A 12563-nucleotide genomic window follows, 5' to 3' on the forward strand; every position below is an offset into this window, starting at 1 on the left:
CTCGCCCTGTTAGCAAATAAAGCCAATTCAAGCCAGGGCTCTGCGCCAACCTCTTCTATATATAGAGGCGGTTGAATCATCTCCCTGACAGCCGACCTCGCAAGCAAGGCCGACGGGCAGCGCAGCATCATCGAGAAACATTAATACGACGAAGCGCCCTGCCCTGCGACCCGAAACCTGCAGCCGCCAAAATCCGAAACCGTAAAACAAAAAAGGCGCCAGACTGTTAAATCTGGCGCCTTTCGGAATATGGGGTGGACGATGGGGATCGAACCCACGACAACGGGAGTCACAATCCCGTGCTCTACCAACTGAGCTACGCCCACCATATTGCGTGCCAAAGAAGCTAAACAACTTCTTTGTAGAACCTCACCCGGCCAACGGCATGAATGAAGCTTTGATTGGTGCGGATGAAGAGACTCGAACTCTTACGCCTCGCGGCGCTGGAACCTAAATCCAGTGTGTCTACCAATTCCACCACATCCGCGGATGAAGCTTTTTAAAGCAAAGGCGCCAGACTGTTACATCTGGCGCCTTTCGAAATATGGGGTGGACGATGGGGATCGAACCCACGACAACGGGAGTCACAATCCCGTGCTCTACCAACTGAGCTACGCCCACCATATCGCGTTACTTGTGCCAATGCTGCCTAATGGCGCACCCGGCAGGACTCGAACCTGCGACCATCCGCTTAGAAGGCGGATGCTCTATCCAGCTGAGCTACGGGCGCCTTGTTAGCTGTACCCTTGGAGGACTACAAACTAAGTGCTTTCCAGTCTCGCAAAACGTTGATTTCGCTCGACCTTCTTAACCAGTGCTAGGCTGTGCCCGACAAGTGCGACGAATAGTATAGAGCGACCCGAGGGTCGTCAAATCCTTTTTAAAAAAAATTCATTTAATTAAAGGGCTTAGGGGAATTTGCTGACCAAGCGCCTTTGCCCTCACCGTTTGACATGCGAGAATGCGTTCTCTTTTTTTCCCCTCTCGATGGTTAATCACGCGCAATGACTGCACAACTAATCGACGGCAAATCGATCGCCGCCAGCCTGCGCCAGCAGATCGCCCAACGGGTTGCCGAACGTCGCCAGCAAGGTCTGCGCACGCCAGGCCTCGCGGTGATCCTGGTCGGCAGCGATCCTGCCTCTCAGGTTTATGTCTCGCACAAGCGTAAAGACTGTGAAGAGGTCGGCTTCCTCTCTCAAGCGTACGACCTGCCTTCCGAAACCACTCAAGAAGCGCTGACCGATCTGATCGATCGACTGAACGACGACCCGGCAATCGACGGCGTTCTGCTTCAACTTCCTCTGCCAGAGCACCTGGACGCTTCCAAACTGCTGGAACGCATCCGCCCGGACAAGGACGTCGACGGTTTCCATCCTTATAACGTAGGCCGTCTGGCCCAGCGCATTCCATTGCTGCGCCCGTGCACCCCGAAGGGCATCATGACCCTGCTGGAAAGCACGGGTGCCGATCTGTACGGGATGGACGCCGTGGTCGTCGGCGCGTCCAACATCGTCGGTCGCCCGATGGCGATGGAACTGTTGCTGGCCGGTTGCACCGTGACCGTCACCCACCGCTTCACCAAGGATCTGGCCGGCCATGTCGGTCGTGCCGACCTGGTGGTCGTGGCCGCCGGCAAGCCGGGCCTGGTCAAGGGCGAATGGATCAAGGAAGGCGCGATCGTGATCGACGTCGGCATCAACCGACAGGAAGACGGCAAACTGGTCGGTGACGTCGTGTACGAAACCGCCCTGCCCCGCGCCGGCTGGATCACTCCGGTGCCGGGTGGCGTCGGTCCGATGACCCGTGCCTGCCTGCTGGAAAACACCCTCTACGCGGCAGAAACCCTGCACGCCTGAGTCGCGTTTTCCGTACGCCGAGAACCCCGCCTTGTGCGGGGTTTTTCATGACCTCGAAAAAACCTTTACCGTTCGCCGGAAACCCCTATTTTTACAGGGCTTTTCACGACTTTTTCATGCCTTGCGGACAACCATCGACAGTTCTTCAACCATACTCCTACAATGCGTCGTTTTTACGACACAGCCCGTTACAACGAACGGCATTTCCAACCTTCATGAGTTCGCCCGCGTGAATATTCGTCTGTCCATCCTGAGCCTGGTTTTTGCATTTTCAGGCACGCTCCTCACGCCAACGGTCAACGCCGCCGAAACTACCGCTGCCCCTCGAGATGCTTCGCAACTGAAGATTGCCTCCGGCAGCGCCCTGCTGATGGATCTGCAGACCAACAAAGTCATCTATTCCAGCAACCCGGACGTGGTGGTGCCCATCGCCTCCGTGAGCAAATTGATGACCGGGTTGGTAGTGGTCGAAGCGCATCAGAACATGGACGAATGGATTGACGTCGACATCAGTCACACCCCGGAAATGAAAGGCGTGTTTTCCCGCGTCAAACTGCGAAGCGAACTGCCCCGCCGGGAGATGCTGCTGATTGCCCTGATGTCCTCGGAAAACCGCGCCGCCGCCAGCCTGGCCCACCACTATCCCGGCGGTTACGCGGCATTCATCGCAGCGATGAATGCCAAGGCCAAGGCGCTGGGCATGACCAGCACGCACTTTGTGGAACCCACCGGCCTGTCCGAGCGCAACGTCTCCACCGCCCGCGACCTGAGCAAGTTGCTGGTGGCCGCGCACAAACAACCATTGCTTATTGAGCTGACCACCACCAAGGAAAAGACCGTCTCGTTCCGCAAACCCAATTACACCCTGGGTTTCCGTAACACCGATCACCTGGTCAACAAGGCTGACTGGGATATCCGCATCACCAAGACCGGTTTCACCAACCCTGCCGGTCATTGCCTGGTGCTGGTGACCCGCATGGCCAACCGTCCGGTCGCCCTGGTGATTCTCGATGCGTTCGGCAAATACACCCATTTCGCCGATGCCAGCCGCATCCGCAGCTGGGTGGAAACCGGCAAGAGCGCCAACGTTCCAGCGGTGGCTCAGCAATACAAAGCCGACAAGAACCTCAAGAGTCGCCAGAGCGGCGTAATCGAAGCCTCCAAGTAAATCGCCCACCCATGAAAAAGCCCCGACTCATCGGGGCTTTTTCGTTTTATGCACTCAGTCGTTGGGCAACGGCATCTTGTCGTCATCGGGAATACCGTCACCGGCACTCGGGTCGCGCGCATGTTCTGGCGTTACCACCGCTGGACGCGCAAGCGGATCGCGCAGGGGGCTGTCCGGATCCAGCACCGGATCGACATCCGGCTCGGGGGTAGTGGGCACACTGTCAGGCTTGTGGTCGTCGAAACTCGAATCGGTACTCATACGCACCTCGCTTCAAGGCTTGAGATCAGCCAAGGGATCATAAGGCTTGGCCGGACGCTTGGGATCATCGCCTGGCTGCACATCCTTCGGCGCCTTTGCCGGGCCAATGGGATCGACTTGCGGATCGTCCAGATCAGGCGAGTCCGGATCGAAACCCAGGTCGTCGCCACTGCCATGTTCTGAAGAATGCGGCCCACTGGGTGAAGTTGGAATTGCCATGTTCATCTCCTGATACCAGGCCCGTAAAACACGGGACGCTACAGTTCAGAAGCGCGTCCCCCGCCAGGGTGCCCGACAAGCGACGAACGGAACCTCAATGCGCCGCCAGCGCCTTCCTCGCCTGCGCCGCTTCCCGCTCCTGCCCGGCTTGCGCCAGTGCGTCGGCAGCCTTGAGCCAGCGCTGTTGATCGACCGCCACCGGAATCTGCGTCGGCTTCTGAATCAACACCGCCCAGCCGCCGGATTTTTCCAGGGCCGACTCAAACGAGCTGAAGCTCATCAATTCACGGCGATTCATCCCGGCTCGCAGCAGCACCTTCTGCTTCAAGCGATCATAGCCGGACAGGATCGCGTAACGCGGCTCCGCCCAAAACGCCGAGCCCTCACTGAAACGCACCATCACCGGATACCCGGCCGCCACCTGAGTCAGCAGCGCCGGCAGATTGCTGTCCAGCGGATACACGACCATGCCATATTCACGCGCCAGGCTCTGCAGATTCTGTTGCAACTTGTCCTCGGCGCCCGGCAAATGCAGCGGCTTTTCCAGCAAACCCGGCGTAATCACAATGCCCTGCTGCGACAGCAGGCTGGCCAGTACCTGTGGCCCGCTTTGATAGGCCTCACCGCGATAGAACGTGCCGCTGAGCTCGACCCGCTCCGGCAGGCGCTTGACCTCCGGCGCCACACTGCCCGCACACCCCACCAATGCTGTCACGCAACCGGCCACCAGCAGCGCCGCGCGAATCCAGGAAAATAGCTGCACCATCGTCACTCTCTTGATCAGTTGCCGGTCATCGTGTTCCGGCTTGGTCGAGGATCATAGGACGGCGCAACGTTGCGGTATAGCCCAAAGCGGCAGATGCCAGAGCTGCATAGAGCGAACTGATTGATCACCACCGACCTTTGGTCAATAGCCTGAAACACACCAGCGACTAGACTGTCACTCAGAGAAGAGCCAAAGAGCGTTAGCCCGACGCAGGGCAAAGAGGAGGCACAGATGAGCCTGACCATGACCATCGTAATGCTGATTGCCGGCTGGCTGGCCGTTGCCGCCGCCATGCTGTGGGGCGTGCTGCGTATTTCCCGCCGCCATCACCACCCGGTACAACCTGCACTGACCAGAAAGATCGAGAAACACGACGCCCGCCACGCCACCGCGCACTGACGTTCTGTAACCGACACAAACAAAAAGGCCGCCTGGACTCTCGCGAGTTCAGGCGGCCTTTGGTTTTCCAGCGATTACGCTTCGGCAGTCAGTTTCTTCTGTTTGGCGCGGCGCGACATCATGTTCAGCACCTCAATAGAAGCCGAGAACGCCATGGCGGCATACACATAACCTTTCGGTACGTGGGCGCCGAAGCCTTCGGCGATCAGCGTCATGCCGATCATGATCAGGAAGCCCAGAGCCAGCATCACCACCGTCGGGTTGTCATTGATGAACTTGGCCAGCGGATCAGCTGCAAACAGCATCACCAGCACCGAGACAACCACTGCAATCACCATGATCGGCAAGTGTTCGGTCATGCCGACCGCGGTAATGATGCTGTCGATCGAGAACACCATGTCCAGCATCAGGATCTGCCCGATGGCGGCAGCGAAGCCCAGGGTCACCGTCGACGTGGCGGTCTTCGGATCTTCCGGCGCCGGATCCATGCTGTGATGGATTTCGGTCGTCGCTTTCCACACCAGGAACAGGCCACCGGCAATCAGGATCATGTCCTTCCAGGAAAACGCCTGGCCGAGGATTTCGATGACCGGCGCGGTCAACTGAACGATGAACGCGATGGTGCTCAACAAGGCCAGACGCATGATCAGCGCCATGCCGATCCCCAGACGACGGGCTTTCTGCCGGTACTGCTCGGGCAGCTTGTTGGTCAGGATCGAGATGAAGATCAGGTTATCGATACCGAGTACGATCTCCATCACCACCAATGTGGCCAAGGCAATCCAGGCGGTCGGGCTGGAAGCGAGTTCTAACAGATATTCCATGGGTCAGTCCTGACTCTGTGTAAGACGGTTTAGATTTCCTGGGAGGACGATTCGGATTTTTCTTCGTCGTCTTTCGGTTCTTTCTTGCTGATCAGATTGCCGGTGGCATCGCTGAGCGCCTGCTCGGCGGCTTTGTGCGTGTCATCGATGGCTTGCTTGGCCGCTTCAGCCGCCTGCCCCATCAGTTGCTGGGCGCTCTTTTCGGCCTGATCGCAACCGGCCAGTACCAGTAAAGACGCGATCAATAACGCCGTAGTTTTTAGTTTCATGATGCTTCCCTCGATAGAACAGACAGCGCCGTACAGACCGGCCGTCGATGGCTGGGCATTCTAGGGAGACAAACACTTCAGGAAAATTCGTATTTTTAGCGGCTATACTTCGATTTATACGAACTGTATTTGACGGACCGAACCCCATGCTCAATTACCGACAACTGCACTATTTCTGGGTGGTGGCCAAGACCGGCAGCATCGTGCGCGCCTGCGAGCAACTGAACCTGACGCCGCAGACCATCAGCGGGCAGATTTCCCTGCTCGAACAGACCTACGGCATCGAGCTGTTTCAGCGAGTCGGCCGGCAATTAGAGCTCACCGAGGCCGGGCGCCAGGCCCTGCCCTACGCCGAGCAGATGTTCCAGCTCGGCGGCGAACTGGAGTTGATGCTGCGCGCCCAGCCCAATGAACAGCAGATCCTGTTCCGGGTCGGCGTGGCGGACGTGGTGCCCAAATCCATCGTCTATCGCCTGATCGCGCCGACCATGGAATTGAGCGAGCCACTGCGTATCACCTGCCGCGAAGACAAACTCGAGCGGTTACTGGCGGACCTGGCAATCCAGCGCCTGGACCTGGTGATCTCCGACAGCCCGATGCCCTCGCACCTGGACATCAAGGGCTACAGCCAGAAACTCGGGGAATGCGGGATCAGCTTTTTCGCCACCGCAGAACTGGCGGCGCAATACGGTCAGGATTTCCCGCGCAGCCTCCACGGTGCGCCGCTGTTGATCCCCGGCGCGGAAACCGTGGTGCGCAGTCGTTTACAGCGCTGGTTCGCCGAGCAGCAGATTCAGCCGAGGATTGTCGGGGAGTTCGATGACAGTGCCCTGATGCAGGCGTTCGGCCAGTCCGGCAGCGGGATTTTCATCGGCCCGAGCGTGATTGCCGATGAGGTGAAACGCCAGTACGGCGTCGAGTTGATCGGCCAGACCGATGCGGTGAGCGAGTCGTTCTACGCGATCTCGGTGGAACGCAAGGTCAAGCACCCCGGCATCAAAGCGATTACCGAAGGTGCCCGACGCGAGCTGTTTACAGCCTTTTAAGCCGGCGCGCAGACGTCGCGCGGCTTGAGCACCATCAGCACCATGGCGAGGAAAATCGACAGCAGAATGAACCCGGCGGCGGCGAAGCCCACAAAGCCCAGACCGGCGCTGTCGATCACTCGACCGCCAATGATCGCGCCCAAACCAATCCCGAGGTTGGCCCCGGCAATGTTCAGCGACGCGGCAAAGGCTGGCGCTTCCGGTGCGGCTTTCATCAAGCGCACGTGACTGACCAGAAACAGCGCCGCCTGGGTCACGCCCCAGATGCCCATCGCCGCCGCCAGACCCAGCGACGAATTGATGTTCGGCACCAGCGCCACCATCCCCGGGATCATGAACGCGCAGAACATCACCGACGCCATCAGCGGATGACGATCCACCGCGCGACCACCCAGCGAGTTGCCGATCAGACCGACCGCGCCAAAGCCCATCAGACACCAGCCGACCACGGTGCCATTGAAGCCGGCCAGACGTTCAAGGATGTCCGCCAGATAGGTGTAGGCAGTGAACATACCGCTGAACACCAGGATCGACAGCAGCACATGACCGAGCATCAGCGGGCTGCGCAGGATCTTGAACTGCGAAGCGAAACTGACCTGATGCTGGTGCAGGCTGGTTTTCGGCAGGTAGACAAACAGCAGCAGCGCCTTGGCGAACGCGATCACCGCCAGAATGGCGAACGCGCTGCGCCAGCCGAACGCATCGGAAATCAGCGTACCAACCGGAATTCCGAACACGGTGGCGCAGACAATGCCGAAGCCGATCTTGGCGATCGCGCGACCGGCGAAGTCCGGGCCGACAATGTCCACCGCCGTTTCGCTGGCCAGCGCCCAGAACACCGGCAAACCCAGCGCCGGGATCAGCCGGGCGATGGCCATGACCCAGATGTTAGGCGCCAACGCGGCCACGGTATTGGCCAGGCCGAACATGATCAGGATGGTGATGAACAGCTTGCGGCGCTCGAAGCGGGCGAAATACGCGGTCAAGAAAGGACCGAACATCGCCACGGTGAAAGCGAATAGAGTCACCAGCAACCCGGCCTGCGGGATGGTGACAGCCAGGTCGCGAGCAATCGCCGGCAGCAGGCCGACAATGACGAACTCCGTGGTCAGCACCGTGAACCCGGCGGCAGACAACAGAAGGATGGGCAACAGCATGAGGAACTCCAGCAAAACGACGACACCAGCGTTGACCCGAGGGCCCGCTGGCAGAACTTGAAAATAAGGATGCGCAATCTTAACAGAGTGTTTCCCGAGTGACTTGCACAAACCTGTCTAACTTGTAGATGGATCCGGTGGCAGATCGTCACAGGCCTGAAGGAATCGGATGACCCTGTGATAAAGTCCGCGCCCTGCAAAAAGTACACCCTGTTCAGCCACCCGTTTAACGGCGTGGTTGGCGCGTCAGTCCTTTCGGTTCGTGTCTGTGGCCTGCCCCCGATTCAACGCCCGGATTGCGCAACCTTGCACCCTATAAAAAAACAGAGATGCCGTTCATGACCGCTTCATCCCCTTCTCTATTGCAACGCCTCAAAAGCCTCAGCCTGGTCACCCAGATCCTTATCGGCCTGATTGCCGGCATCGCCCTCGCGCTGTTCGCGCCGGAAGCGGCCAAAGGCACGGCCTTCATCGGCAAGGTGTTCGTCTCGGCCCTGAAAGCCGTGGCGCCGATCCTGGTGTTCGTACTGGTCATGGCCTCGATCGCCAACCACAAGCACGGCCAGGAAACCCACATCCGGCCGATTCTGTTCCTGTATCTGCTGGGCACCTTCGCCGCCGCCGTGGTCGCGGTGATTGCCAGCATGATGTTCCCGTCGCATCTGGTGCTGTCCACCGACAACATCGCCGTAAGCGCGCCGGGCGGCATCAGTGAAGTGCTGCAGAGCCTGTTGCTGAGCGTGGTCGACAACCCGGTGAGCGCGCTGATGAACGCCAACTTCATCGGCATTCTGGCCTGGGCCATCGGCATGGGCGTGGCGATTAGGCACGCCGGTGACACTACCCGCGAAGTGCTGGGTGATCTGTCCAACGGCGTGACAGTGATTGTCCGGGTCGTGATCCGTTTTGCGCCGCTGGGTATTTTCGGCCTGGTGGCATCGACCCTGGCCACCTCCGGATTTGGTGCATTGATCGGTTATGCGCATCTGCTGGCAGTGCTGCTCGGCTGCATGCTGTTCGTGGCGCTGGTGATGAATCCGCTGATCGTGTTCTGGAAGCTGCGTCGCAACCCTTATCCACTGACACTTCAGTGCCTGCGCGAAAGCGGCATCACCGCGTTCTTCACCCGCAGCTCGGCGGCGAACATTCCGGTCAACCTGGAATTGAGCAAGCGTCTGGGCCTGCATGAAGACACCTACTCGGTATCGATCCCGCTCGGCGCCACCATCAACATGGCGGGTGCGGCAATCACCATCACCGTGCTGACCCTCGCCGCCGTGCACACCCTGGGCATTGCGGTGGACATCCCGACCGCAATCCTGCTCAGCGTCGTCGCCGCGATCTGTGCCTGCGGCGCCTCGGGCGTGGCCGGTGGCTCGCTGCTGCTGATTCCGCTGGCCTGCAGCCTGTTTGGCATCCCGAGCGAAATCGCCATGCAGGTGGTGGCAGTCGGCTTCATCATCGGCGTGCTGCAGGATTCGGCCGAGACGGCGCTGAACTCCTCCACCGACGTGCTGTTCACCGCCGCCGCGTGCCTGGGCGAAGAGCAGAAAGCCCAGCGTCCGGCGTAAAAACCCGGCGCAACAAAAAGCCCGCCAAGGCGCAAACCTTGGCGGGCTTTTTGTTGCAGAACGTTTTAAAACGTGCCCATGTAATCGCGCTTGCCCACTTCCACACCGTTGTGACGCAGCAGGGCGTAGGTGGTGGTGACGTGGAAGAAGAACTGCGGCAAGCCGTAGCTCAACAGGTAAGCCTGGCCGCTGAAGCGCTTCTCTTTCGGGGTGCCCGGGCGAGTCACGATCTCGATGCCTTCCTTGCCATTGATCTGCTCTGGCTTGATCTCGCCGATGAAGGCCAGAACCTTGGCGATCAGCGCTTGCAGCTCGGCGAAGGTGGTTTCGGTGTCGTCATATTTCGGGATTTCGATTTCGGCCAGACGCGAGGACACGCCCTTGGCGAAGTCCACGGCGATCTGCACTTGACGCACCAGCGGAAACATGTCCGGGTACAGACGCGCTTGCAGGAAGGCGTTCGGGTCGATGTTTTTCTCGGTGGCGTGGGCTTCAGCCTTTTTCAGCACATCGCTCACGGCGTTGAGCATTTGTTGGAAAACCGGGACGGATGCGGCGTACAGGGAAATGGTCATGGCAGTCTCACGTGGTGGCTGGGTGAATCGTGGGGGCGATTATAGCCATGCTCGCATGGCGGCGCGGCTTGTCTTTTATCCAGCAAGGATTAGGCTAGGCGCCTTCGACTGCAGAGGGAACGCGCGATGACCACAGAATTTGAAACCCGCCCCGACGAACCACGGCTCAACGCCACGGAAATCCGCATTCTGGGCTCATTGATCGAGAAGCAGGCTACCAGCCCGGAAACCTACCCGTTGACCCTCAACGCACTGGTGCTGGCCTGCAACCAGAAAACCAGCCGGGAGCCAGTGATGAACCTGACTCAGGGCCAGGTCGGCCAGAGCCTGCGCGCCCTCGAAAGCCGTGGTTTCGCCAAACTGGTGATGGGCAGTCGCGCCGACCGCTGGGAGCACAAGGTCGACAAGGCGCTGGAACTGGTACCGGCGCAATTGATTCTGACCGGGTTGATGTTCTTGCGCGGCCCGCAGACCGCCAACGAACTGCTGACCCGCAGCGGTCGCATGCATGAATTCGAAGACGCCGAACAAGTGGTGCATCAGCTGGAGCGCCTGATCGCACGGGAGCTGGCGGTGTTGATTCCGCGTCAGGCCGGCCAGCGCGAAGATCGCTACACCCACGCGCTGGGCGATCCGGCGGACATCGAGGCGATTATCGCGGCGCGGCAGAACCCGAGCGATCGCGGCACGGCCAGCGGCGTGTCAGTGGAGCGTATCGAAGAGCTGGAAGCGCGGATTGCGGCACTGGAAGAGCGTCTGGCCCGCCTCGAGGAATAAGCACACCGGGGGCGGCGTTATTCGCCGTCCCAGTAATCCACCCCGTCCGACTGCCGCGCCACCGCGACGAATCCCGAGGCAATGCCTTCGGCATCGACATTGAAGTTGTCCATCACCGCGTATTTGTTCGAGTCCGGGTACTCGCAGATTTCCGGTTGCTGCTGGGTGCTGACCGCCAGATAGCGCAGTTCCGCAGCACTGGTGTTGATGATCTGATGCGCTGCTTCCGGGCCGCCCGGTGGGCAGGCGATCACGTCGCCGGCGCGGATCGGGAAACGTTCGGCACCCAGGCGCACTTCCCCTTCCCCGGCCACCACGTAGAACATTTCCTCATTGACCCGATGACTGTGAAACGGGCTGCCGCGCATGCCCGGTGGCAGCGCATACAGCCGATAACCGAGCTTCTGCGCGCCCAATTGCTGGCCGACCCGGGCCAGGCGCTGCCGATAGCGCCCGGCGGTTTCACCCTCGGGGGCCAATGATTCGGGAAGCGGTTCGAGTTCGACGTCATTCAGGTTGAGAATGGGCGGATGCATGCAAACCTCGGCTTTTGTGAAGGGCAAGTCTGTGCTTGCTGATCCGGCAGTATAGGCAACGGCAAATCCGGGCGGATTCACCGTTGTTCAGGCGCTATCAACTGCGGGCGAACGCCACCGCCGCATCGAACTGCTCGACCGTCGGCCGCACGCCGGTGTACAGCACGAACTGCTCCAGCGCCTGGATCGCGATCACTTCCAGCCCGGTGATCACTTTTTTGCCTTCGGCACGACCGCGCACGATCAGCGGGGTTTCCGAGGGGATCGCCACCACATCGAACACGGTGTCGGCAGACTTGATCACATCCACGTCAAAGGAAAGCTGCCCTGCTTCCGGGCCACCGTCCATCCCCACCGGCGTGACGTTGATCAGCATCCGCGGGCGCTCGTCACCCAGTTCTGCCTGCCAGCGATAACCCAAAGAATCCGCCAGCGCACGGCCGGCGCGCTCGTTGCGGGCGACGATCAAACCGTTTTTGTAACCGCCATCGCGCAAGGCACTCGCCACCGCCTTGGCCATACCGCCGCTGCCGCGCAGGGCGAAAGTCGTGTCCTTGGGCACCGCGTGGGTTTCCAGCAACTGGGCGATGGCAATGTAATCGGTGTTGTAGGCCTTGAGATGGCCGTTGGTGTTGACGATGGTGTTGATCGACTGAATCGCTGCCGCCGACGCATCCAGCTCATCGACCAGCGCAATGCTGGCTTCCTTGAACGGCATCGACACGCCGCAACCGCGAATCCCCAGTGCGCGGATCCCGCCGACCGCACCGGGCAGGTCCTGGCTGCTGAATGCCTTGTAGTAGAAATTCAGGCCCAGTTGTTCATACAAATGGTTATGAAAACGCAGACCGAAATTCCCGGGACGCCCAGACAGGGACATGCACAATTGGGTGTCTTTGTTGGGGTTCATCTGCATGGGAGGCTCCTTCGAATGCACTTTCGGATGGACGGGATTAGCCAGGCCATCGGGTTCTGAACGATCATAAGGCGGTCTGTTCCGGGCATCACAGCCGATGGCAGAAGTCCGGTAAACAAACCGGTACAGACCTTACACAAAATTTACCCAGCGGCCGTGCTGTTTTTCAAAATGTTGCTGTCTTAGAAGTATCCCCGCGCCATTCCGGGCCTGTTGCAGG

General features: G+C 59.7%; 15 protein-coding genes and 4 tRNA genes. 6 read left to right on the forward strand and 13 right to left on the reverse strand.

Going from position 1 to position 12563, the window contains the following annotated elements; translation table 11 throughout:
* Window positions 1-250 precede the first annotated feature (250 nt).
* The 4 genes from QRN46_RS06555 to QRN46_RS06570 all read right to left on the reverse strand — a co-directional run bounded on the left by QRN46_RS06555 (window position 251) and on the right by QRN46_RS06570 (window position 730).
* Window positions 251-326: transfer RNA gene (locus QRN46_RS06555), tRNA-His, on the reverse strand.
* A 76-nt stretch (window positions 327-402) separates the two neighbouring features.
* Window positions 403-487, reverse strand: a tRNA-Leu gene (locus QRN46_RS06560).
* A gap of 58 nt (window positions 488-545) precedes the next feature.
* A tRNA-His gene (locus tag QRN46_RS06565) sits at window positions 546-621 on the reverse strand.
* Between the two features lie 32 nt (window positions 622-653).
* Window positions 654-730, reverse strand: a tRNA-Arg gene (locus QRN46_RS06570).
* 274 nt (window positions 731-1004) lie between these two features.
* Here QRN46_RS06570 and folD point away from each other — a divergent pair.
* Both folD and pbpG read left to right on the forward strand, forming a co-directional pair.
* The gene (folD, locus tag QRN46_RS06575; RefSeq protein WP_011335038.1) at window positions 1005-1859 is read left to right on the forward strand and encodes a bifunctional methylenetetrahydrofolate dehydrogenase/methenyltetrahydrofolate cyclohydrolase FolD; all 855 of its coding nucleotides are present in this window, start codon (window positions 1005-1007) and stop codon (window positions 1857-1859) included.
* Between the two features lie 229 nt (window positions 1860-2088).
* Entirely contained in the window at window positions 2089-3027 is a 939-nt protein-coding gene (gene pbpG / locus QRN46_RS06580) for a D-alanyl-D-alanine endopeptidase (RefSeq protein WP_011335039.1), read from the forward strand.
* Between the two features lie 54 nt (window positions 3028-3081).
* Here the strand turns inward: pbpG and QRN46_RS06585 are convergent, their stop codons facing one another.
* From QRN46_RS06585 to QRN46_RS06595, 3 genes are all read right to left on the reverse strand, one after another.
* Window positions 3082-3288: a hypothetical protein gene (locus tag QRN46_RS06585; RefSeq protein WP_011335040.1), complete on the reverse strand. Its 207-nt coding sequence runs from the start codon at window positions 3286-3288 to the stop codon at window positions 3082-3084.
* 12 nt (window positions 3289-3300) lie between these two features.
* Window positions 3301-3507, reverse strand: a complete 207-nt coding sequence (locus QRN46_RS06590) for a DUF6021 family protein (protein ID WP_041475356.1) — start codon at window positions 3505-3507, stop codon at window positions 3301-3303.
* 94 nt (window positions 3508-3601) lie between these two features.
* A complete protein-coding gene (locus QRN46_RS06595) occupies window positions 3602-4273 on the reverse strand; it encodes a peptidase C39 family protein (RefSeq protein WP_285354413.1) in 672 nt (223 codons plus the stop codon).
* Between the two features lie 243 nt (window positions 4274-4516).
* Here QRN46_RS06595 and QRN46_RS06600 point away from each other — a divergent pair, with 243 nt between their 5' ends.
* On the forward strand, window positions 4517-4672 hold the full coding sequence (locus tag QRN46_RS06600; RefSeq protein WP_285354462.1) for a hypothetical protein: 156 nt from the start codon (window positions 4517-4519) through the stop codon (window positions 4670-4672).
* A gap of 74 nt (window positions 4673-4746) precedes the next feature.
* On the opposite strand, the gene QRN46_RS06605 is transcribed toward QRN46_RS06600, so the two are convergent.
* Window positions 4747-5496, reverse strand: coding sequence for a TerC family protein (locus QRN46_RS06605; protein WP_285354414.1), 750 nt, complete (start codon window positions 5494-5496; stop codon window positions 4747-4749).
* Between the two features lie 29 nt (window positions 5497-5525).
* The gene (locus QRN46_RS06610; protein WP_039767627.1) at window positions 5526-5765 is read right to left on the reverse strand and encodes a hypothetical protein; all 240 of its coding nucleotides are present in this window, start codon (window positions 5763-5765) and stop codon (window positions 5526-5528) included.
* Window positions 5766-5911: 146 nt separating this feature from the next.
* Between QRN46_RS06610 and nhaR the strand changes: the two genes are divergently transcribed.
* The gene (gene nhaR / locus QRN46_RS06615) at window positions 5912-6811 is read left to right on the forward strand and encodes a transcriptional activator NhaR (protein WP_007951569.1); all 900 of its coding nucleotides are present in this window, start codon (window positions 5912-5914) and stop codon (window positions 6809-6811) included.
* Here the strand turns inward: nhaR and QRN46_RS06620 are convergent.
* Window positions 6808-7968, reverse strand: coding sequence for an MFS transporter (locus QRN46_RS06620; RefSeq protein ID WP_007951570.1), 1161 nt, complete (start codon window positions 7966-7968; stop codon window positions 6808-6810). The genes nhaR and QRN46_RS06620 overlap by 4 nt on opposite strands.
* A gap of 338 nt (window positions 7969-8306) precedes the next feature.
* On the opposite strand from QRN46_RS06620, the gene sstT reads away from it, so the two are divergent.
* The gene (gene sstT / locus QRN46_RS06625) at window positions 8307-9539 is read left to right on the forward strand and encodes a serine/threonine transporter SstT (protein WP_064384078.1); all 1233 of its coding nucleotides are present in this window, start codon (window positions 8307-8309) and stop codon (window positions 9537-9539) included.
* Window positions 9540-9604: 65 nt separating this feature from the next.
* Here the strand turns inward: sstT and QRN46_RS06630 are convergent, their stop codons facing one another.
* A complete protein-coding gene (locus QRN46_RS06630; RefSeq protein ID WP_285354415.1) occupies window positions 9605-10114 on the reverse strand; it encodes a DUF1993 domain-containing protein in 510 nt (169 codons plus the stop codon).
* Between the two features lie 126 nt (window positions 10115-10240).
* On the opposite strand from QRN46_RS06630, the gene QRN46_RS06635 reads away from it, so the two are divergent.
* The gene (locus QRN46_RS06635) at window positions 10241-10891 is read left to right on the forward strand and encodes a YceH family protein (RefSeq protein ID WP_285354416.1); all 651 of its coding nucleotides are present in this window, start codon (window positions 10241-10243) and stop codon (window positions 10889-10891) included.
* A gap of 17 nt (window positions 10892-10908) precedes the next feature.
* On the opposite strand, the gene QRN46_RS06640 is transcribed toward QRN46_RS06635, so the two are convergent.
* Entirely contained in the window at window positions 10909-11427 is a 519-nt protein-coding gene (locus QRN46_RS06640) for a cupin domain-containing protein (protein ID WP_221614358.1), read from the reverse strand.
* A 97-nt stretch (window positions 11428-11524) separates the two neighbouring features.
* A complete protein-coding gene (locus tag QRN46_RS06645; RefSeq protein WP_201820039.1) occupies window positions 11525-12343 on the reverse strand; it encodes a shikimate 5-dehydrogenase in 819 nt (272 codons plus the stop codon).
* Between the last annotated feature and the right edge of the window lie 220 nt (window positions 12344-12563).

This window comes from Pseudomonas sp. lyk4-R2A-10 (genome assembly GCF_030209075.1).
Classification (GTDB): domain Bacteria; phylum Pseudomonadota; class Gammaproteobacteria; order Pseudomonadales; family Pseudomonadaceae; genus Aquipseudomonas; species Aquipseudomonas glycinae.